At 68.4% G+C, this 19,158-nt stretch carries 20 protein-coding genes; 3 read left to right on the plus strand and 17 right to left on the minus strand.

Annotated features, from left to right (window positions below; all coding sequences use genetic code 11):
• Window positions 1-3: 3 nt before the first annotated feature.
• The 12 genes from OV287_RS06625 to OV287_RS06680 all read right to left on the minus strand — a co-directional run bounded on the left by OV287_RS06625 (window position 4) and on the right by OV287_RS06680 (window position 10,852).
• The gene (locus OV287_RS06625) at window positions 4-1,254 is read right to left on the minus strand and encodes an Hsp70 family protein (protein WP_267533135.1); all 1,251 of its coding nucleotides are present in this window, start codon (window positions 1,252-1,254) and stop codon (window positions 4-6) included.
• A 168-nt stretch (window positions 1,255-1,422) separates the two neighbouring features.
• Entirely contained in the window at window positions 1,423-2,313 is an 891-nt protein-coding gene (locus OV287_RS06630) for a CHAD domain-containing protein (RefSeq protein WP_267533136.1), read from the minus strand.
• Window positions 2,314-2,326: 13 nt separating this feature from the next.
• Window positions 2,327-2,875 (minus strand): inorganic diphosphatase, encoded by a 549-nt coding sequence (locus OV287_RS06635; RefSeq protein ID WP_267533137.1) that lies wholly within the window; start codon window positions 2,873-2,875, stop codon window positions 2,327-2,329.
• Between the two features lie 82 nt (window positions 2,876-2,957).
• Window positions 2,958-3,434 (minus strand): hypothetical protein, encoded by a 477-nt coding sequence (locus OV287_RS06640; protein ID WP_267533138.1) that lies wholly within the window; start codon window positions 3,432-3,434, stop codon window positions 2,958-2,960.
• 86 nt (window positions 3,435-3,520) lie between these two features.
• Window positions 3,521-4,528, minus strand: a complete 1,008-nt coding sequence (locus tag OV287_RS06645; protein WP_267533139.1) for an FG-GAP repeat domain-containing protein — start codon at window positions 4,526-4,528, stop codon at window positions 3,521-3,523.
• Window positions 4,529-4,591: 63 nt separating this feature from the next.
• Entirely contained in the window at window positions 4,592-6,058 is a 1,467-nt protein-coding gene (locus OV287_RS06650; RefSeq protein WP_267533140.1) for a protein adenylyltransferase SelO, read from the minus strand.
• Window positions 6,059-6,110: 52 nt separating this feature from the next.
• Window positions 6,111-6,737 (minus strand): glutathione S-transferase N-terminal domain-containing protein, encoded by a 627-nt coding sequence (locus OV287_RS06655; RefSeq protein ID WP_267533141.1) that lies wholly within the window; start codon window positions 6,735-6,737, stop codon window positions 6,111-6,113.
• Window positions 6,734-7,582: an SDR family oxidoreductase gene (locus tag OV287_RS06660; RefSeq protein WP_267533142.1), complete on the minus strand. Its 849-nt coding sequence runs from the start codon at window positions 7,580-7,582 to the stop codon at window positions 6,734-6,736. The genes OV287_RS06655 and OV287_RS06660 overlap by 4 nt, the downstream gene beginning before the upstream one ends.
• An 87-nt stretch (window positions 7,583-7,669) precedes the next feature.
• On the minus strand, window positions 7,670-8,221 hold the full coding sequence (dps, locus tag OV287_RS06665) for a DNA starvation/stationary phase protection protein Dps (protein WP_267542302.1): 552 nt from the start codon (window positions 8,219-8,221) through the stop codon (window positions 7,670-7,672).
• 156 nt (window positions 8,222-8,377) lie between these two features.
• Window positions 8,378-8,905: a gamma carbonic anhydrase family protein gene (locus OV287_RS06670; protein ID WP_267533143.1), complete on the minus strand. Its 528-nt coding sequence runs from the start codon at window positions 8,903-8,905 to the stop codon at window positions 8,378-8,380.
• Between the two features lie 54 nt (window positions 8,906-8,959).
• A complete protein-coding gene (locus OV287_RS06675) occupies window positions 8,960-9,682 on the minus strand; it encodes an esterase/lipase family protein (RefSeq protein ID WP_267533144.1) in 723 nt (240 codons plus the stop codon).
• A 36-nt stretch (window positions 9,683-9,718) separates the two neighbouring features.
• Window positions 9,719-10,852, minus strand: coding sequence for an esterase/lipase family protein (locus OV287_RS06680; protein WP_267533145.1), 1,134 nt, complete (start codon window positions 10,850-10,852; stop codon window positions 9,719-9,721).
• Window positions 10,853-11,044: 192 nt separating this feature from the next.
• Between OV287_RS06680 and OV287_RS06685 the strand changes: the two genes are divergently transcribed.
• Window positions 11,045-13,042, plus strand: a complete 1,998-nt coding sequence (locus tag OV287_RS06685) for a S46 family peptidase (protein ID WP_267542303.1) — start codon at window positions 11,045-11,047, stop codon at window positions 13,040-13,042.
• A gap of 272 nt (window positions 13,043-13,314) precedes the next feature.
• Here OV287_RS06685 and OV287_RS06690 read toward each other — a convergent pair whose 3' ends face one another.
• Window positions 13,315-13,854 (minus strand): OsmC family protein, encoded by a 540-nt coding sequence (locus OV287_RS06690; protein WP_267533146.1) that lies wholly within the window; start codon window positions 13,852-13,854, stop codon window positions 13,315-13,317.
• Between the two features lie 109 nt (window positions 13,855-13,963).
• Window positions 13,964-14,359 carry a hypothetical protein gene (locus OV287_RS06695; RefSeq protein ID WP_267533147.1) on the minus strand — a complete coding sequence of 132 codons (396 nt, stop codon included), beginning with the start codon at window positions 14,357-14,359 and terminating at the stop codon, window positions 13,964-13,966.
• Between the two features lie 233 nt (window positions 14,360-14,592).
• Here OV287_RS06695 and OV287_RS06700 point away from each other — a divergent pair, with 233 nt between their 5' ends.
• Both OV287_RS06700 and OV287_RS06705 read left to right on the plus strand, forming a co-directional pair.
• Window positions 14,593-15,189 carry an adenylate/guanylate cyclase domain-containing protein gene (locus tag OV287_RS06700; RefSeq protein WP_267533148.1) on the plus strand — a complete coding sequence of 199 codons (597 nt, stop codon included), beginning with the start codon at window positions 14,593-14,595 and terminating at the stop codon, window positions 15,187-15,189.
• Between the two features lie 39 nt (window positions 15,190-15,228).
• Window positions 15,229-15,882 (plus strand): glutathione S-transferase family protein, encoded by a 654-nt coding sequence (locus OV287_RS06705; protein WP_267533149.1) that lies wholly within the window; start codon window positions 15,229-15,231, stop codon window positions 15,880-15,882.
• A gap of 6 nt (window positions 15,883-15,888) precedes the next feature.
• Here OV287_RS06705 and OV287_RS06710 read toward each other — a convergent pair whose 3' ends face one another.
• The 3 genes from OV287_RS06710 to OV287_RS06720 all read right to left on the minus strand — a co-directional run bounded on the left by OV287_RS06710 (window position 15,889) and on the right by OV287_RS06720 (window position 19,034).
• Window positions 15,889-16,491 (minus strand): HAD family hydrolase, encoded by a 603-nt coding sequence (locus OV287_RS06710; protein WP_267533150.1) that lies wholly within the window; start codon window positions 16,489-16,491, stop codon window positions 15,889-15,891.
• A gap of 10 nt (window positions 16,492-16,501) precedes the next feature.
• Window positions 16,502-18,397 (minus strand): methyl-accepting chemotaxis protein, encoded by a 1,896-nt coding sequence (locus OV287_RS06715; protein WP_267533151.1) that lies wholly within the window; start codon window positions 18,395-18,397, stop codon window positions 16,502-16,504.
• Window positions 18,398-18,599: 202 nt separating this feature from the next.
• Window positions 18,600-19,034, minus strand: a complete 435-nt coding sequence (locus OV287_RS06720) for a host attachment protein (protein ID WP_267533152.1) — start codon at window positions 19,032-19,034, stop codon at window positions 18,600-18,602.
• Window positions 19,035-19,158 lie beyond the last annotated feature (124 nt).

The following is a 19,158-nucleotide window of genomic DNA, read 5'->3' on the forward strand; positions in this document are numbered from 1 at the left end:
GGCTCAGAGAGACGCCGCGGCCCGTCCGAGGCCCTCGGCCACGGAGGTGAAGGCGTCCTTGGTCTTCACGCGCTCCTCGCCGAAGCGCTCGGTGTAGAGCCGGCGCACGGCGGGAATCTGCGAGGAGCCTCCGGTGAGGAAGACGGCATCCACCGCGCCGGCGCCTGCGCAGCGCTCCAGCAGCCCCTCGGTCACCTGGCGCAGCTCGGCGAGCAGCGCCGCGGAGGCCTCCTCGAACTCGGCGCGGGTGATGGGCTCGTGCAGGTGGATGCGGGCCTCCTCGAAGTCGAGCGTGGCCTCCTCTTGCGAGGAGAGCTGGACCTTGACGGCCTCGATGGCACGGAAGAGCCGGTAGCCGAGGTTGTCCATGACGAGGTCATACAGGGCCTCGGCCTCGGCGGGCTTGTCGCTGGACTCCAGCAGCAGCTCCAGCAACTCCTGGGTGGACTTCTCGCGGATGAAGGACATCTCGTGCCAGGAGAGCAGCTTGGACATGACGTGCTGAGGCACGGCCAGCCGCTTGTCGCTGAAGCCACGCACCTTATAGGTGGAGCCAGCGCCGAAGCGGGGCAGCAGCTTGTAGCGCATGATTTCGGCGTCGAAGCGGTCGCCGCCGATGCGCACGCCGGTGGAGCCCACCACGTCCGCACGCCGATCCGGGTTGCCACGGCGCGAGGGCCCCAGCCGCATGAGCGTGAGGTCCGTGGTGCCGGCGCCGAAGTCGGCCACCAGCACCAGCTCGTCGCGGGTGAGCTGTGCCTCGTACGAGAGCGCGGCGGCGATGGGCTCGATGAGGAACTGGATATGGGTGAAGCCGGCGATTTCAGCGGCGCGGCGCAGGCGCTGCTCGGCGAGCACATCCGCCTCGGGATCCGGGGAGAAGAGGGCGGGGCGACCGAGCACCACGGACTCGGGGGCGCCGCCGGTGTGGGGCGCGGCGGCCTCGCGCACCCGGCGCAGCAGCAACGCGACCAGGTCCTCGATGAGCCAGGTACGGCCGCGAATCTGCGTGGCGCGGAAGGAGGCGCTGTGCAGGAAGGACTTCACGGACTGGATGAAGCGGCCCGTATGGTCCTCGAGATAGCGGGCGATGGCTGGGGCGCCCGTGTACACCTCGCGCTCGTCCTCGGGGAAGAAGATGACGGAGCGGTAGAGGCGGGGGTCGCTGTAACCGGGCGAGACGGGGAGCACCGTTCCGTCCGGCAGGGCGATGGCGGTGTTGCTGGTTCCGAAGTCGAGTCCGCAGGCGGCCATGGGGGCGCCTCCTCTACGCGCAAACGGTGCGCATGGGTAGCGCCGAGTGCATGCGGGGGTGAGGGTAGCCGTGCCCGTGGAGTGCCGCCTGTTGCATGGAGCATGGGAGTCCCGGTTTGAGATGTAGGCTTCTGGCGGCTCACCGCGCCGTGAGGGCCTCTGAGGGCCTCAATCCAAGAGCTGGCGCAGGCCGCGGGCCAGCCGCTCGGCGTGCCAGCGTTGCAGCTCACGAGCCGTTCGGGCGGCCCGCTCGGCCCGCTCCTCGCGTACGTGCTCCTGTAGCTCGCGCGCGGCGGTGCGTTCGGCGGCGGTACCCTCCGCGGCGAAGCCCTCGAGCAATCCCAACCGCACGTCTGAGTCATGCAGCTCGCCCAGCAATTCCTGAAGGGGTACCAGCGCCTCCAGCAGCGCCTCCATCTTCCGGCGCAGGGCAGGGCGGAAGATCTCCGCCTCGTAGCGGAGCTTCTTCACCTCCTTGCGCAGCTCGTGGGCCGTGAGTGCGTCCGGAGCGGCCATGTAGTCCTCCATGAGTCGCTCTACCTTGCGCAGGCGGCGGCGGAGCTGACGGCGGACGCGCTGGCCCCCATAGCGTCCAGGGCCCTCCAGGTGCTTCGCCTCGTCCAGGAGCGCGGGCACCGTCCGCTCCTCCCAGCGCTTCAGCGCGCGCCTCAGCCGCTTCTCCTTCGTGCCGAGCTGGGACTCCACGCTCGCGCGCAGGGCCTCGAACTCGGCCCGCTTCGCCGGCTTCTCCTTCCGGGCTGTCTGTTTCAACCAGGCTTCCTGCACGTGGACGTCGCGCACCTCGCCCAAGGCGTCCTGGAGCTTCTTCACCTCACGCTCCAGAGGCTCCAGCCCACCCAGGCTACGGAATACCTTCAGCGCCGCGCGCAGGCGGCGGGTGGACACGCGCATGTCATGGACACCGTCCTCGGTGAGCTGCCCGGCGAGCCCGTCCTGCTCGTGGCGCACGTCGGCCAGGCGGCTGGAGACGAGGCGGCGGGCGGCCTCGGCCAGGCGGCTGTCGGGACCGAGCCCTCGAATGGGGGTAGGGCGGGGCATGGCTTCTGTTTCCCTAACGACGGGCCTTCATCTCGTACGTGCTGGCGGCCTTCCCGACCATTCGCTCGGCCGCTTCCGCTCCTTCCCAGCCGAGGATGCGCACGTCCTTGTCCGCGAAGGCGACGGCGGCGGTGAAGAAGTGCTCCAGCTCCTGGCGCTCCCGGCGCGACAGGTCCTTGATGGACGTCAGGTTCTCCGCGCGCGCGGCGATGACAGGAACAACGAGCAACCGGTCATTGCGCTCCCGGCCACTTCCTCGCCGCTTCTTCTGGTCCACCTTCAGCACGCCGAGTGCGCGGCAGGGGAGCACCACGCCGGGGTAGGTGGACTGGTCCCAGTACACCAGCGCGTCGAGCGGGTCTCCATCGGGGGCCTCGGTGCTGGGGACGAAGCCCCAGTCGAAGGGGTAGCGCAGTCCATGCACCAGGGGCCGGGAGACGGTGAAGGCGCCGAGCTTCGGCTCGTACTTCAGCTTCACCGTGGAGGCGCGGGGTGACTCGACGACGACGTGGAAGGCGCCATCCCTGCCGCGCAGGGGCAGGCGGGTAAGGTCCGTGGTCATGGTGTCGAGGCTCGAACGGACTGTCTCCGGGGACAAGTGTCTCCGGAGGCGAGTTTCACCTCGGCAACCTTCGGCGCCCGCGTCAGTCCGTGGTGGAGGCCAGGAGCGAGCGCTTCGCGGCATGGGCCGAGCCGAGGCCCCCGAGGGTGTACCAGGCCACGGTGAGGAACGCGGTGGAGCGCTTCGCGCGGCTAGGGCGTTTACCAAGCCCGAGGTAAGGGGGGAGCACCACAGCGCCCAGTCCCGCGAGTGCACCGAGGAGGGCACCACGCAGGTAGATGTGGCGCGGGCGGCCCATGGCGACGAGGGCGTAGTAGAGGGTGTTGCTCAACAGGTCGCCGATGAGGGTCTGCACGTACAGCGCGCGGCCATGAGGCGGACGCACGCCGAGCCGCTTGGAGACTTTCTTGATGGAGCGCATGCCGAGCACATCCATGCGCGGAGGGTGCTCGAGCACGGCGCGCGCACCCTGGTGGACGAGCGTGAGGGAGATGGCGCCGGCGAGGCCGGGGCCGAGTGATTGGAAGAAGCCTCGGGGTTGGGAGACGAGCTCGCTCATGGTGCCCCTCAAGCTAGGCACCGGGCCCGCCCTGTTCCCGCTGCGACTGCCCGCCCGTCTGGCCGGTGGGCGAGGAGTCCGTCCGGCTAGGGCTCGACGAAGCTCAGGTCCTCGCCGTAGGCCCAGTCGCCTTCCCATTGCGTGGCGCCCAGGAAGGCATGACGGAAGTCGGCCTGGCCTCGCATGGTGCCATTGCTCATCTGGAAGAAGCAGGCGGCCTCGAGCTGGCCCGGACCCGCGCCGCGCGCACCACATAGGTCCACGCGCCCATCCGTATCGAAGTCGGTGAAGTGCAGCGCTTCGCCATACTGCCAGCGGTTGGTCCACCCCCGGTTGCCCAGGAACTGCTGGAAGGAGAGCGTGTCCGGGAAGCGGCCCTCGGCATCGCGCTGGTAGCAGAACACCTCGAGGTTGCCCTCGTCATTGGCTCTGGCGCCACACAGGTCCACGCGCCCATCCTTGTTGAAGTCGACGAAGTGCAGGGCCTCGCCGTACCGCCAGCGCTCTACCCAACCCGTGCTGGCCGTGAGGGTCTGCTGGAAGGAGGGCTCGTCGGGGAATCCTCCGCCAGAGGTGCGGTGGAAGCAGGACACGTCGAGGGTGCCCTCGGTGTTGCCCCTGGCGCTGCACAGGTCCACGCGCCCATCACCGTTGAAGTCGGTGAAGTGCAGGGCCTCTCCATACTGCCAGTCGTCCACCCAGCCCGTGGCGCCGGTGACGGTCTGGTTGAAGGTGGCGGTGCCCGGGAAGTCGCCGTTGGCCTTGCGCTCGTGGCAGGCCACGTCGACGTACCCCTCGGCATTGCCCCGAGCGCTGCACAGGTCCACGCGCCCGTCACCGTTGAAGTCGGTGAAGTGCAGCGACTCGCCATATTGCCAGCGCTCCACGTAGCCCGAGGTGCCTGCTAGGGTCTGAGTGATGGCAGGGATGTCGTCGAAGCTGCCATCGCTGAAGCGGGTGAAGCAGGTGATGGAGACCTTGCCTTCGGCATTGCCCCGGGCGCTGCAGAGCTCCGGAAGGCCATTGGGGTTGTCACAGCCCGTGGCCAGCCCCAGCAACACCGTGCCCACGAGACGTACCGTCATCCGTTTCATGTGCGCTCCTCCTCGTGGACGCCAGTGTGGAACATCCACGAGGAATGCGCAGCCGGGATGGCGTCAGGAGCTACAGCTCACCGCGAGGTGGCGGCCCCACGTGGGCGGCGGCTCGGCAGACGCCTCGTGCCCGGGATGCTCGGAGAACGGGTCCTCCAGCAGCGCACGCAGCCGATCCACTTCGCTGAAGTCCCCCTTCTGCGCGCGCTCGATGGCCGTCTGCGCCAGGTAGTTGCGAAGCACGTACTTGGGATTCACCCGGTTCATCTGCGCTTGCCGCTCCGCGTCCTGACTGCCCTCGGCCGCGAGCCTCCGCCGGTAGTCCGCTGCCCACGTGTCAAAACCCTCGCGGTCGGGGAACTGCTCGCGCAGTGAGTCGTTGCGCGCGTCTGGCGAGGTGTCGAAGCGGCCCAGTGCGCGGAAGAAGTTCGTGTAGTCCACCCGCGCCCCGGCCATGAGCGCGAAGAGGGACTCGAGCAGGTTCCGGTCCTCGTCGCGAGCCTCGCGCAGGCCCAGCTTCTCGCGCATGCGTGCGAGGAAGTGCGCGGAGAAGGACGGCTGGAAGGTGCCGAGTGCCGCGCGCGCTTCGTCCTCGGAGATGAGGGTGAGGAGCGCCTCGCCCAGGCAGGCGAGGTTCCACATCGCGATGCGCGGCTGCCGGTCAAAGGCGTAGCGGCCCTGGTCATCCGAGTGGTTGCAGATGAAGCCCGGCTCGAAGTCGTCGAGGAAGCCGAAGGGCCCGTAGTCCAGGGTGAGCCCGAGGATGGACATGTTGTCCGTGTTCATCACGCCGTGTGCGAAGCCCACCGCCTGCCATTGAGCGATGAGGCGCGCCGTGCGCTCCACCACCTCGGCGTAGAAGCGGGCATACCTGTCCGGCGCGTCCACCAGGTGCGGGAAGTGCCGGGTGAGGACGTAGTCGGCGAGCGTCTTCAGGTGCTCGTGCTGCTCGGTGTAGTGGAAGTACTCGAAGGTGCCGAAGCGCACGTGCGAGGGCGACAGGCGCACCAGCATGGCTCCCGTCTCCACCTCCTCGCGGTACACCGGCTCGCTGCTGCCGAGGATGCACAGCCCACGCGTGGTGGGGATGCCCAGGCCGTGCATGGCCTCGCTGCACAGGTACTCGCGGATGGTGGAGCGCAGCACCGCGCGCCCGTCCCCCATTCGTGAAAAGGGCGTGGGCCCTCCACCCTTGAGCTGCACATCCCACCGCTCGCCCGCGGCGTTGATCACCTCGCCCAGCAGCAACGCGCGGCCGTCACCCAGCCGGGGCACGTACACCCCGAACTGGTGGCCCGCGTACACCATCGCGAAGGGCTCCATGCCGGGGAGCAACCGCGTGCCACCCAAAGCTTGGACGAGCTCGGGGCGGCTGGCCTCCGAGGGGTCCAGGCCGAGCAGACGCATGGCGCTCGGACTGACGCTGACCAGGCGGGCATCCGGGAAGGGGGTTGGGCGAAGGGCGACCCCGAAGCCGGCGGGCAGGCGGGCGTAGGTGTTGTCGAAACGGAGCTGTTCGAGCGTGGGCATGACAGAAGGAAACAATCGGGGGCGCGGAGCACATCCGCGCCCCTCGGGGGGACTACTTGATCTCCGGAACCTTCATGCCGCGCTGCACCGCCGGGCGGGCGCCTACGGTATCCAGCCAGCGCCGCACGTTGGCCACGGGCGACAGCAGCTCCGGGTAGAACTGGGGCACGCCCGCCAGCCACGGGTACGTGGCGATGTCCGCCACCGAGTACTCCGGCGCCAGGAACTCGTGCTGCGCCAGGTGCTTGTCCAATACCCCCAGGATGCGCGCGGACTCCTGGGTATAGCGCTCGATGGCGTACGGAATCTGCTCCTTGGCGAAGCGCTTGAAGTGGCCGAGCTGTCCGAGCATCGGCCCTACGGCGCTCATCTGGAACATCAGCCACTGCACCGCCTCAGTGCGCCCGCGAGGATCCGCCGGCAGCAGCTTCCCCGTCTTCTCCGCCAGATAGAGCAGGATGGCCCCGGACTCGAAGACGGACAGCGGCTTCCCGCCCGGACCCGCGGGGTCCACGATGGCCGGAATCTTGTTGTTGGGGTTGATGGCGAGGAACTCGGGCTTGAACTGGTCCCCCTTCGTGATGTCCACCACGTGGGCTTTATAGGGAAGCCCCAGCTCCTCCAACGCGATGGACACCTTGCGCCCGTTGGGCGTGGTGAATGTGTAGAGATCGATCATCTTCCTACCCCCGTCAGCTCGGCGCTCTTCTGCCACAGCTTCTCGGCGCCCTCTTCACTCTGGGCAGCCTTGGACTCGCGGGCCACCTTGCTCTTGATGAAGTACTTCGCGCTCACTCCCTCCACCTCGGGTGAGGAGGAGAGGAAGACGGAGGTGCGGGCGCCGCCCTCGGCCGAGAGCATGAAGGGCCCGGCCAACTTCACCAGGTGCTTGAAGAAGCCCTCGGAGTTGAGACCGAAGCCGGTGCGCACCACACCCGGGTGCAGGCTGTTGACCGTCACCTTCGTGCCCTGCAGTCGCTTGGACAGACCGCGGGAGAAGAGGATGTTGGCCAGCTTCGAGTTGCCGTAGACCGTCATGCCGCTGTAGCCGCCGCGCTCGGCCTGCAGGTCGTCGAGGAAGTCGAGCGAGCCCATGCGGTGGGCCTCGGAGGCAACGTTCACCACGCGCGAGGGGCCGCTGGCCTTCATCAGGTCCAGCAGCAGGTGGGTGAGCAGGAAGTGCGACAGGTGGTTGGTGGCGAGGGTGGCCTCGAAGCCATCAGGCGTCACCTTGCGGCGGTCGTGCATGAGGCCCGCGTTGTTGAGCAGCACATCCAGCCGCGAGTACCTGGACTGGAAGTCCTGGGCGAGCTGGCGGACGGAAGCCAGCGAGGTGAGATCGGCGAGCAGCAGCTCCAACTTCGCGTCGGGCACGGTGCGGCGCACCTCGGCGAGTGCAGCCTCGCCTCGGCCCTTGTCCCGTCCAGACAGCACCACGGTAGCCCCCTGGCGCGAGAGCGCCCGGGCCGACTCCAGCCCGATGCCCGAGGTGGCTCCGGTGATGAAGCAGACCTTCCCTTGCATGTGTCCCGGCGTCATCCAGTATGGCCCTCCAGAAATGAGGGCCATCTATATCCGCTGAGTCGCCCGCGCGCATCTCGACGCGCGGAATCAGGCGTTGGGAGAGGGGCTGCGCTCCTCGATGATGGAGGGGGGAGCGGCCTCGTCGCGCGTAGTGGCGGCCGAGCCGTACAGGTGGCTCTCCAGGAACCAGAGATCCTGCTCCATCTGGCCGAGGGTCTGGGTGAGCAGATCCTCGGTGACCGGATCGTTGAGATCGCCAATGCGCTGGAGGCCGTCACGGATGGTGGCGGCGTAGCGGGAGACGCGATCCACGAGGACGCGGACGTGGTCATCGCCGTTCATCGCGCTCAGGTCGTACTCCTCCAGCTCGCTGTTCTCAGCGGCCAGGCGGATGGTTCCCCGGGCATAGCCACCCAGAGCACCGGCGCGCTCGGCGAATTGGTCGGCCTGCTTGCGCACGTGTTCGGCCACCTCGTCGAAGAGCTCATGGCGGCTGATGAAGTCCTTGCCGCGGATGTTCCAGTGCGCCTGCTTCACCTGCCAGTGCAGGTCGATAGACGTAGCCAGGCAGGTGTTGAGCAGCTCGATGAGCTCCGCGCGGGCCTCGCGTGGGAGATTGATATGGCTGGGGAACTTCATGGTCATGCGTCGTCCCTCGTCGTAGTTCCGCCCGGTCGGAAAGCCGCCGGTTTTTACTGACGGTGGGGACGGTGGGGGCCCACGCCAACCCGGCAGTCACCCGCCTGGAGGGCAGGCGGGCGTGGGCGAAGAGACGGGCGTGCGAGCCCCCGCTCCCTAGTCCCCGATGCGACGCAGCTCGGCCTGGTAGCGCCGGGCGTTCTGCACGTAGTGGGGCGCGGAGTGCTCCAGCGCCAGACGCTGCTCGGGGGTCACGGTCTTGACCACCTTGGCCGGTGCACCCAGAACCAGGCTGTTGTCCGGAATCTCCACGCCCTCGGTGACGAGCGCGTGGGCGCCGATCAGACAGTTGCGGCCGATGCGGGCTCGGTTGAGCACCGTCGCGCCGATGCCGATGAGCGTCCCGTCACCCACGGTGCACCCATGCAGCATGGCTCGGTGTCCCACGGTGACGTGACGGCCCAGCTCCAACGGGATACCCGCGTCGGTGTGGAGGATGGCGCCGTCCTGGATGTTGGTCCCCTCACCGATGGTGATGAGGTCCATGTCTCCACGAAGGACGGCGTTCCACCAGATGCTCACGTCCTTGCCCAGGCGTACCTGGCCGATGACAGAAGCGGTGGGTGCTACCCAGTACGCGCCCTCGACCTCGGGCGTCCAATCTCCCAGTGCATACAGAGGCATGCGCGGCAGCCAAGCGCGATGCGGGGTGTTCCGCAAGGGCCGTGTCGGGTGGCCCTATTGCGGCGAAGCCTGTGCCAGCACCTCCACCGTCGCGGAGATGACGGCCGGGGCGCTCAGCATGAGCTGGTGGGCGGGCACGAAGAAGGTGCGCTCGGTGGCTCCGGGCAGGCGCGCGCTGTCGGCCGGGACGACGGTGCTGTCCAGCGGCGTCCAGAAGGAGAAGACCTGGGTGTCTCCGAAGGGCTTCTCGCGGCGGTTCAGCTCGCGCAGGAAGGCGCTGTCCGGACGCATCTGCACCAGGGCCGGGTCCGCCTTCAGGTACGCCGCCCTCGTGCCATGGTGCGGCCCCGAGATGGAGACAAAGCGGCGCACGCGCGGCTGTCCCCCCAGCTCCTGCATCCAGTAGCGCGTGGACAGCGTGCCCTGACTGAAGGCCACCACGTCGATGCGCTCGGCGCCGGTGCGCTTGCGCAGGCCCTCCGCCGCGCGGCGCACCTGATAGGCCATCACCTCGATGGGAAGCTGGCCGTTGTTGGGGTGCAAGCGCACCGCGTGCAGCCGCTCCTTTGGCCAGCCCGCCTCCTGGAACGCATCGAGCATCGCGAAGAAGGCACCCGGGGTGTCATCGGTGCCGTGCACGAACAGCACGGGCACGTGCTCGGACGGCGGCGTGGGCCCCGCCTCGGGCACGGTGGCACAGCCCGTCACGACGGCGAGCAGCGCCAGCACGAGCGCCTGGCGGGCGCGTGGAGAGACGTCACGAAGGTGGGAGGACATGATGGACTCCAGGTCGACGGCTGGGTCCGCTGTGTATCAGGTCTCCAGCAGGACGAAATCCACCACGGTGTTCCACAGGCGCTCGAACTGGAGCCGGCGGAAGCCGGAGCCCGAGATGAGCCAGTCCACGTGAGGGGGCCGGTGCGCCGGCTGGTCGAAGTGGCCAATGGCGTCCAGGTGGTCCGCGCGCACCGCCGTCAGCACCCGCCCGTACACCTGCGAGCGCGTCGGGACGATGCCGTCACAGGCTTGCGGGCCCGGCATTGCTCCGTAGGCCTGCACCAGCGCCTCCGTCTGCGCCGGGGTGTGCAGGGGAATCGCCGTCAGAGGCATCCGCTGGGTTCGCCCGTAGAGAAACCCGTACACGGTGTGTGTGAGTTGCGCGTAGGGGTCCAACCCCGCGCTCAGCCGCGCGCGCAGCGACGGTGGCCGCGCCTGGGTGATGACGGAGCCGTAGCGCACTCCCGGCCGGTCGAGGGTGCTCGCGTTGAAGAGATCAATACCCTCGGGGGTGAGCTGGGGGATGAGCGAGGCGTCGTTGGTTACGTCACCCAGGAAGCGGACGAGGTCTTCCCGGCGCTCGACGGAGAAGTCCCCCAGGAGCTGCTCGAAGAGCTGGTCCAGGAGCGTGGGGCGGAAGCCGAGCTGCTCGTCCCAGCGCGTCAGGAGGCTCCCGAGCCGGAATGCCACGGTCAACGGCAGCCGGCCGAAGCGCAGCACGTACACGGTGAAGAGCGACAGCAGCTGCAACAGCTTCTGCCCGAAGAGGCCCAGGAAGAAGGACGCCAGCGGGGTGCCCGAGTGCGGCGTGGACACCGTCACCACCGTGCGGACCCGGCGGGCGTAGGGCTCCACGTCGATGTCGTCGCCCAGCAAGGCGCCCGGACTGACGAGCAGTCGCGAGTCCAACCCTCCAGTGGAGTGGCCAATGAGGTGGATGGGGCCGTCGTCGTCCTTCGCGCTCGCCTCGATGGCCTTGAAGAGGTCCGCGGCGCGCGTGCGGATGGAGCCGGTGGGGTGCGAGAGCACCTGTACCACCTCGACCTCCACGCCGCGGCGCGCCATCTCCGTCACGAAGTAGTCGCGCACGTGCCCGAAGTAGAGCAGCTCTCCCAGGTTGGCGAAGCCGAAGAAGCCGGGGACCAGGTAGATGTGGTGCTTCGTCGCCATTGGGCCCAACCTTCCGCAGTCCCCGCCTCTAACTCAAGCCCGACGTGCATCCCTCCGTCCGCTCGGGTTGACGACGCGCCACTCCCGGGCCACAACCGGGCCCCTCTCCCTCCCTGGAAGGAACGTCTGCCCGTGCAACGATTGCTCGCCCTTGGCCTGCTCCTGTCCCTCCCCGCCGCCGCGGAGGAGGGGATGTGGACCTATGACGCCTTTCCCCGCGCCGCCGTGAAGGCCGCCTATGGTTTCGAGCCTTCGCAGGAATGGTTGGATTCCCTGAGATTGTCCTCCGTCCGGCTGGCCGGCGGGTGCTCGGCGAGCTTCGTGTCGCCGGATGGTCTGGTGATGACCAACCACCATTGTATCCGCTCCTGTGTGCAGGACCTGTCCTCTCCGAAGCGCGATTACCTGGCCACGGGCTTTCTCGCGAAGGAGCTGAAGGACGAGCTGCGCTGCCCCAAGGTGGAGGCCAACCAGCTCATGAAGATGACGGATGTCACCGCGCGCCTCCAGGGCGCCACGAAGGGCTTGAGCGGCGCGGCCTTCAACACCGCCCTCAAGGCGGAGATGTCGACCATCGAGAGCGAGTGCGCCACCGGGCCCGAGGTGCGCTGTGACGTGGTGACGCTCTTCAACGGCGGCAAGTACCACCTCTACCAGTACCGCCGCTTCCAGGACGTGCGCCTGGCCTTCGCCCCCGAGTTCTCCATGGCGGCCTTCGGCGGGGACGCGGACAACTTCCACTTCCCGCGCTTCGGCTTCGACGCGGCCTTCCTGCGCGTATGGGACTCCAAGGGCCAGCCGCTGAAGACGGAGCACTACCTGCCCTGGGCCAAGGAAGGCACGAAGGAGGGGGACCTGGTCTTTGTCTCTGGCCACCCCGGTGCCACCCAGCGGCAACTCACCGTGGCGGAGCTGGAGTTCCAGCGCGATGTGGCGCTGCCGTTCCAACTGCTGTTCCTGGCGGAGCGGCGCGGCATGCTGCGGGAGTTCGCCTCGGCCACGCCGGAGCGTTTCCGCACCACGCGGGCGCGGCTGCGCTCGGTGGAGAACGCGCTGAAGGCGCTGCGTGGCCGGCACCAGGCCCTGGCCGAGCCCTCGCTGCTCGCCGACAAGCGCAAGGCCGAGGCGGAGCTCCGGGCGAAGGTGGAGGCGGATCCGAAGCTGAAGGCCACCACCGCGGGCTCCTGGGACGCCATCGCTCGCGCTCTGGACACCTACAGGCCTCTGCTGGCCGAGTACCGGCTGAAGGAGGACGGTTATGGTTTCCCGTCCGAGCTCTTCGACATCGCGCAGAATCTGGTGCGCGCAGCGGAGGAGCAGCCCAAGCCCAACCCGGAGCGGCTGCGCGAGTACACGGATGGGCAGCTCCCCGGCCTGCGTCAGGGGCTGCTGCGCGATGCCCCCATTCCCGCGGAGCTGGAGGTGGTCTCGCTCACCTTCGGCTTCAACAAGCTGCGCGAGACGCTCGGTGCGGATGACCCGTTCGTGCAGACGGTGCTCGGCCGCGAGGCCCCGGAGGAGCTGGCGCGCGCGCTGGTGAAGGGCACGAAGCTCTTCGAGGTGAAGGAGCGTCAGCGGCTGCTCGAGGGCGGCAAGGCGGCGGTGGAGGCCTCGAAGGATCCGATGATTCTGCTGGCGCGCCGGGTGGACGCGCAGGCCCGCGAGGTGCGCAAGCGCTACGAGGACACGGTGGAGTCGGTGCTGAAGAAGAATGGCGAGCTGCTCGCGCAGGCGCGGCTGGCGGCCCATGGCACCACGGGCTACCCGGATGCCACCTTCACCCTGCGCCTCAACTACGGCACGGTGAAGGGCTGGGAGGAGAACGGGCGCATGGTGCCGCCGGTGACGACGTTCGCCGGCGCCTACGGCCGTCACACGGGCAAGGAGCCCTTCCGGCTGCCGGACTCGTGGATGAAGGCCCAGGGCAAGGTGCCCGGTGAGACGCCCTTCGACGTGGCCACCACCAACGACATCATCGGCGGCAACTCGGGCTCGCCCATGGTGGATCGTGAGGGCCGCGTGGTGGGGCTCATCTTCGATGGCAACCTGCACTCATTGGGCGGCGAGTACGCCTATGTGCCGGAGAACAACCGCGCGGTGGGCGTACATGGCGAGGGGTTGCTGCAAGCCCTCGAGCACATCTACGGCGCCGGGCGGCTCGTGAAGGAGCTGCGCGCCCATCAGCGCTGAGCCTCGCTCCTCTCAATTTCTTCCCTCAATTTCTTCCCTCAATCCCTTCCCTCAATCCCTTCCCTCTCCCCCCGGGAGAGGGTCAGGGTGAGGGTATCGGGGCCCACGGGTTGAACCCGTGTGGATGCGAACCCGAGTCCACGAGATACCCTCACCCCGTCCCTCTCCCGGGGGGAGAGGGGAAATGTGCTTGGGGAAATGTGCTTGGGGAAATGTTTGGGGAGATGTGTTTGGGGAAATGTGCTTGGGGAGATGTGCTTGAGCAAATGTGCTCAGGCGGCCACGTTGCTGTTCAGCTTCATGACGCGGCCGGAGATGGCGGTCGGGTTGAGGATGTTGTCGAACATCGGGCTGGTCTTCTCCGTCGCCATGCGAATCTCCTCCAGCGTGGCGGCATCCGCGTCCGTGTCCACCTCCACGGTGTACTGGAGCTCGGAGAAGCCCGCGCGCACCTTCGGGTCCAGGTTCAGATAGCCCCTCAGGTCAAACGGCGCGCTCACCTTGATGCGCAGGTTGCGGTAGTCCAGGCCGCGCATCCGCGCCTGCGTTACCCAGCCAATTGTCAGACACGTGCCCAGCGCGGCCAGCAGTAGTTCCATCGGATCGATGTGCTGGTCCTTGCCACCCAGCGCCGTGGGCTCGTCCGTCTCCAGGGTGAAGCTGCGAGCCCGCGTTACCGCCTGGGCCCCATCACGCCACTCCGTCACCGTCTCGAAACGGCCCTTGCCCGCCTCTGGGTTGGCCGACACGTGCGCCTTCGTCTTCTGGAACGTGTCGAGGTCGAGCGTGCAGCAGCTGCCGAGGTTGTCCATGGCTGTCTCCAGATGTTCGAGGGGCCATCGACGCTAGGTCGGTGCCATTCCGAGCCGCAAGCCATCCACCGGTTGGGGGTGCTCCGTGACGGATGCTGCCAGGCACGTGTCACAGCGCGCGGCGGTTTCCACTTGGAGTAGCCCAGGCCCAGTAGAGAAGGGTGCCCAGCACTCCCGCCCAGGGCACGTAGGGCGCTCCTGCGAGCACTCCGTCCAGGCACAGGCGGATGCGGCACTCGGGCCGGTCCAGCGTGGAGCATGCACCCAGCAGCAGCGGCACGTGGCAGGCGATGTAGCCCATGCCCAGCCCTCGAATCACATCCCCGCGCACCCACCGGCGTGTCAGCACTCGCCACAGCGTGGGCAGCACCACCAATGTCGCCAGCGCGGCGAGCACCAGCTTCTGTTGCCGGGCCTGGGTGGCCACCCACAGCACTCCCGCCGTCACCAGCAGCGGCGGCCAGAGCGGGGCGTGTGCGTCCTGTTCGTCCTCGGGTGCCGACATGGGTGCAGGCTCGCCCACAACAGTAACAGGGCGACACTCTCGTGACGCCCGATGTCTCCTCGTAGACCCTCGCTCTCGCCGTACGTTGTGCGCTGCGTCAGGAATGAATTACTCTCATTCCTACCAGCAGGTGGGATTAGGCGCGGCTGTCGGGCTGCCCTCCGGCGGGCCAGGCGAGTGTCACTAGGGTAACATTCGCGGCTGTCAGGTGGGGGGGAGAAGGAGACGCGTTGATGATGGCGGAAGTGCCGCAACCGGAACCCAGGAAAGTAGCGGCCATCATGTTCACGGACATGGTGGAGCTCAGCCCCGAGGCCCGGCGGGACGAAGCGCTCAACAACGAGCTGCGCCAGGAGCATGGCCGGCTGGTGCGCGGGCTTCTCACCGGTCATGGGGGACGCGAAATCAAGCAGCTGGAGGATGGCTTCCTCGTCGAGTTCGACGAAGCCCTGCCCGCGGTGGCATGTGCACTGGAACTCCAGTCGGCGTTGTGTGCGCGCAACGAATGCGTGCCGCAGACGCGCCGGGTGGAGCTGCGCATCGGCATCCACCTGGGCTCGGTGGTGCACCGGGACGGAGACATCTTCGGCGAGGGCGTCAACGTGGCCGCCCGGCTGGAGTCACTCGCCCGGCCCGGCTCCCTCTACGTCAGCGAGCCGGTGGTGCAGCAGGTGCAGAGCCAGGTGATGGCTCCCGTGGTGCGCCTGGGCCGGGGAGATTTGAAGAACATCCGCCTGCCAGTGCCCGTCTACCGCATTGATCCGCCCGTGCGCCGACGCCGTGGCTCGTGGATGTCGCGCCTGCGCAACCTGCTCCGCCCCGCGAGCTGAGACCTCGCGCGGGACGGGGGCGCTATATGGTGCGCCCCCATGAAAGAGCTCACCCTCGTCGTCGCCTCGAAGAACTACTCCTCCTGGTCGCTGCGGCCTTATCTCGCGCTCGCCCATACTGGGCAGCCCTTCCGCGAGGTGGTGGTGCCGCTGGGCCAGGCGGACACCGCCGCGAACATCGCGAAGTACTCGCCCAGTGGCCGGGTGCCGGCGCTGCAGCACGGCGAGCTCGTCATCTGGGACTCGCTGGCCATCTGCGAGTACCTGGCCGAGCAGTTTCCCCAGGCGAAGCTGTGGCCCCAGGACACCGCTGCTCGCGCCCTGGCCCGCTCCGTCACCGCGGAGATGCACTCGAGCTTCACCCACCTGCGCAACCACATGTCGATGAACCTCCGCGCCCGCCTGCCTGGCGAGGGCCGCGCTCCCGGCGTCAGCGAGGACATCGCGCGCATCACCTCGCTGTGGAAGGAGTGCCGCTCGCGCTTTGGCCAGGGCGGGCCGTTCCTCTTTGGCGCCTTCTCCATCGCGGATGCCTTCTACGCGCCCGTCGTCACGCGCTTCGTCACCTACGATGTGGCGCTGGACGCGGAGTGCGCCGCCTACCGGGATGCGGTGCTCGCCCTGCCGGCGATGAAGGCCTGGACGGAGGCCGCTCTCCACGAGCCCCCCGTGGCGCGCTACGAGAAGAAGTAGCCGTCCCTACAGTCCGAGCGCCTTCAGCTGTGCGTCGAAGGACGCGGCGGTGGTGAAGAGGTGGCCGCGAATGCCCAGCGCGTTCGCGGCCTGGACGAACTCGGGCAGGTCGTCGAAGAAGGCGGCCTCGTGTGGCTCGCAGCCCGCGTGCCGGAGTGCCTCCTGGTAGATGGCGGGCTCGGGCTTCACGTGGCCCACCTCGCAGCTGAGCACCAGGTGGTCGAAGCGCTCCAGCACCGGCAGCCTCGGCCGCAGCCAGGCCGCATGCAGCACGTTGGTGTTGGACAGCAGCACCAGCTTCACCCGCCCCACCAGCCCCTCCACGCGAGGCAGCACTGCCTCGTGGACGGTGAAGTGGCTGCTCCACAGGGCGTTGAACTCCTCGGCCGGTATCTCCACCCCCAGCGCGCCGCACACGTCGCGCCGGATGCCCTCGGCGCCTAGCAGGCCCCGGTTGGCCGCCGTCCAGCCCGCGCCCGACAGCCGCTGCTCTGCCTCCGCGGGCGGCAGTCCTGCCCTCGCCGCCAGCCTGCGGAACAGCAGGCTGTTGTCGTGGAAGACCAGGACGTTGCCCAGGTCGAGGATGACGGCGCGGGGCGGAGGGCTCATGGGCCCGGGGTTATACCCGGTAGCTGCGCGCCACGTGCTGCATCTGCTCGGCGACCTCGCGCAGCGACTGGGTGACGCGCTGGGTGGCCTGCAGCCCCACCATGGTGTCGTGCATCAGGGAGGAGAGGTCCGTCAGGGCGCTGAAGATTTCGTTGATGCCCGCGTTCTGCTGGCTCACCGCGCCGGAGATCTGCCTCACCGCGTTCATGTTGTCCTGCACGATGCCGCTGAGCGCCTGGATGCTCTCACCGCTGGTGCGCGCCTGCGCCATGCCCGCCTCCATGCGCACCCGGCCCTGCTCGCTGAGCTCCACCGTCTTGAGGATGGCCTGGGTGATGTCCTCGAGCAGACCGCCCACCTGACCGGTGGAGTGGATGGACTGGTTGGCCAGGGTGCGGATCTCCTTGGCAACGATGCCGAAGCCCTTGCCGTGCTCGCCGGAGCGCACCGCCTCGATGGCCGCGTTGAGCGCCAGCATGTTGGAGCGGTCCGCCAGCCCCTTCACCGTCTGGGTGATGCCGCCGATGCGCTGGGCTCGCTCGTTGAGCCCGCTGATCTGCTCGGCCATCTCGTTCACCTGATCTCTCAGCGTCTGGAAGCCGTTCATGCTCTCCGCGAGCGCGCGCGCGCCACCCTGGCCCAGCTCCTCGGCGCGCGTGGCCACCATCAGCACCGCGCCGGCCCGCTCGGCCGCCACCTCCGACGTCTGCTTGATCTCCTGCGCCGTCACCTGCGTCTGCTGCAGCGCCGCTGCCTGGCGGGTGAGGTTGCTCTCCTCCTCCTCGGCGGCGCGCGTCAGCTCGGCCACGGTGTCGGTGAGCACCTGCGTGCCGCGCTGCAGGCTCTCGGTCGTCTCGCGCAGGTGGTCCACCAGATGCACGAAGGAGCGGGCCAGCTCGCCCACCTCGTCGTTCGAGCGCACGTCGGGCTTCTGGGTGAGGTCTCCCTCCTTCACGATGCGGCGAACCACCTGGCTCAGCCGGGAGATGGGGGCGGTGATGCTGCGCGCCACCAGCAGGGAGGCCAGGGCCGCCAGGACCACCACGCCCATCGCTCCCGCACCGATGGCGGCGACCAGCTTGTTCATCGTGGCGTAGACCTCCTCCGGGTCCGAGAGCGCCACGAAGCGCCAGCCGTCACCCACGTCGGGGATTTCCGAGCCGTTGATGGCCTGCTCGGACACGACGTTGGGGATGCTCCAGGCCTCCTGGCCTCGCGAGTCGAAGAGCACGGTGCCCGAGGCGGTGCGCACCTCCAGGGCGAAGCTCTCGTTCTTGCGCGAGCGGGCACGGGCCACCGCGGCCTTCACCACCTCGCCCACCTGGCCCCAGTCATACGCCGCCAGCAGCACGCCCATCCGCCGCCCGCTCCGCGACTCCATCACCGGCGCCGCCAGGTGCAGCACCTGCATGCCGAAGACGGGGTCCTCCTGGGTGAGCGTCGTGCTGGTGAAGCGCCCCTCCTGGGCCGCCTTGAACCAGGGCGCGTTGCGTACCGCCTCCTCCTGGCCTGCGAAGGAGTCGCGCAGTGCCGGCGTGCTGGCGGAGACAGCCCGGCCGTCATCGGTGAAGAGCACCAGCCCGGTGAAGGTGGTGTAGCGCAGCTGCAGCCGCGCCAGCACGTTATCGCTCATCGCGTAGCTGTCTCGCTGCAGCGACTCGCGTAGCAGCGCGTCCTCCGCCCAGCTGCGCACGCTCGTCTCGCGCTCCACCAGCGAGGCCTCCACCAGGTCTTTCAGACCCTCGGCCTCGATGCGGAGCATCTCGTGCACCTGCTCCTGCATCATCTTCTGCGTGGTGCCGACCCCCAACCAGGTGGAGAGGAGCAGTGGCGCAACGGCCAGCAGGGTGACGTACAGCGTCAGGCGGCCACGCAGCTTGAGGGTGCCGATCAGGGGAAGTCTCATGAATCTCGTTACGTCCGCGTGATGGCGCCAAGAGGGACTCCAATGTCCTCCAACTGACGCCCCTCCCACCTGTACCACGGAGCGCGCCCGAGCGGAGGGGGCGTGTTCCAGAATGTAGGTCCAGGTGTGGGCCAAGAGCCCCGCACGGACGAGGCCCGGAGCGGGGAGGGGCTCCGGGCACTCGACCTGGCTGCTTGCCTACCTAGGAGAGCGGGATGCGCTCGGGCAGCTCACGCTCCGGCACGTTCACGTAGTCCGCCCGGTAGTCCAGCATCACCCGCTGGTGCACGCGGTTGCTGATGAACTTGCGCAGCAGGCCCAGCAAGCCGGGTGGGGCGGCGATGACCAGCCGGTCATAGGCATGGTCGTTCAGGCCCCGCTCCAGCCGAGCGGCGAGCTCGCGGGCAAAGCGTTCGTGCTCGAGCTGCTGGCGAGCATCCGGCTGATTCTCGGGTTGGGGTTTGTGCAGGGAGCCCGCGTTGGGGTTGTCCGGCTGGTTGAGGAGCTGCCGGGACATGGACCGGCTCTCCTCGTGCTGGAACTCCTCCCTCAGGTCCCACACCTCTGCGCGCTCGTCCGTCGCGAAGAGCTTGGCCCGGCTCCCATTGGCCACCAAAATCCACAGCGCGTCCGCCATCGTTCATCCTCCTGCCTCTTGAGGTGCGGACCCCCACCGTCCCCGGCAAGCTTCCTTCCCCCGAGTGGCACGTGCTGGGGCGTCGGGCGGGCGGGCGCCGGGGCACCTTCCCTGGAGGCGGGGG

It is taken from the genome of Archangium lansingense, from assembly GCF_026626635.1.
GTDB classification, from domain to species: Bacteria; Myxococcota; Myxococcia; order Myxococcales; family Myxococcaceae; genus Archangium; species Archangium lansingense.

Coding starts and splice junctions, on each gene's coding strand:
- OV287_RS06685 (WP_267542303.1), top strand. CDS start 11,045: ATGTGGACCTATGACGCCTTTCCCCGCGCCGCCGTGAAGGCCGCCTAT.
- OV287_RS06680 (WP_267533145.1), bottom strand. CDS start 10,852: ATGGCGACGAAGCACCACATCTACCTGGTCCCCGGCTTCTTCGGCTTC.
- OV287_RS06705 (WP_267533149.1), top strand. CDS start 15,229: ATGAAAGAGCTCACCCTCGTCGTCGCCTCGAAGAACTACTCCTCCTGG.
- dps (WP_267542302.1), bottom strand. CDS start 8,221: ATGAAGTTCCCCAGCCATATCAATCTCCCACGCGAGGCCCGCGCGGAG.
- OV287_RS06650 (WP_267533140.1), bottom strand. CDS start 6,058: ATGCCCACGCTCGAACAGCTCCGTTTCGACAACACCTACGCCCGCCTG.
- OV287_RS06720 (WP_267533152.1), bottom strand. CDS start 19,034: ATGGCGGACGCGCTGTGGATTTTGGTGGCCAATGGGAGCCGGGCCAAG.
- OV287_RS06625 (WP_267533135.1), bottom strand. CDS start 1,254: ATGGCCGCCTGCGGACTCGACTTCGGAACCAGCAACACCGCCATCGCC.
- OV287_RS06715 (WP_267533151.1), bottom strand. CDS start 18,397: ATGAGACTTCCCCTGATCGGCACCCTCAAGCTGCGTGGCCGCCTGACG.
- OV287_RS06695 (WP_267533147.1), bottom strand. CDS start 14,359: ATGTCGGCACCCGAGGACGAACAGGACGCACACGCCCCGCTCTGGCCG.
- OV287_RS06710 (WP_267533150.1), bottom strand. CDS start 16,491: ATGAGCCCTCCGCCCCGCGCCGTCATCCTCGACCTGGGCAACGTCCTG.
- OV287_RS06655 (WP_267533141.1), bottom strand. CDS start 6,737: ATGATCGATCTCTACACATTCACCACGCCCAACGGGCGCAAGGTGTCC.
- OV287_RS06700 (WP_267533148.1), top strand. CDS start 14,593: ATGATGGCGGAAGTGCCGCAACCGGAACCCAGGAAAGTAGCGGCCATC.
- OV287_RS06670 (WP_267533143.1), bottom strand. CDS start 8,905: ATGCCTCTGTATGCACTGGGAGATTGGACGCCCGAGGTCGAGGGCGCG.
- OV287_RS06645 (WP_267533139.1), bottom strand. CDS start 4,528: ATGAAACGGATGACGGTACGTCTCGTGGGCACGGTGTTGCTGGGGCTG.
- OV287_RS06675 (WP_267533144.1), bottom strand. CDS start 9,682: ATGTCCTCCCACCTTCGTGACGTCTCTCCACGCGCCCGCCAGGCGCTC.
- OV287_RS06640 (WP_267533138.1), bottom strand. CDS start 3,434: ATGAGCGAGCTCGTCTCCCAACCCCGAGGCTTCTTCCAATCACTCGGC.
- OV287_RS06635 (WP_267533137.1), bottom strand. CDS start 2,875: ATGACCACGGACCTTACCCGCCTGCCCCTGCGCGGCAGGGATGGCGCC.
- OV287_RS06630 (WP_267533136.1), bottom strand. CDS start 2,313: ATGCCCCGCCCTACCCCCATTCGAGGGCTCGGTCCCGACAGCCGCCTG.
- OV287_RS06660 (WP_267533142.1), bottom strand. CDS start 7,582: ATGCAAGGGAAGGTCTGCTTCATCACCGGAGCCACCTCGGGCATCGGG.
- OV287_RS06690 (WP_267533146.1), bottom strand. CDS start 13,854: ATGGACAACCTCGGCAGCTGCTGCACGCTCGACCTCGACACGTTCCAG.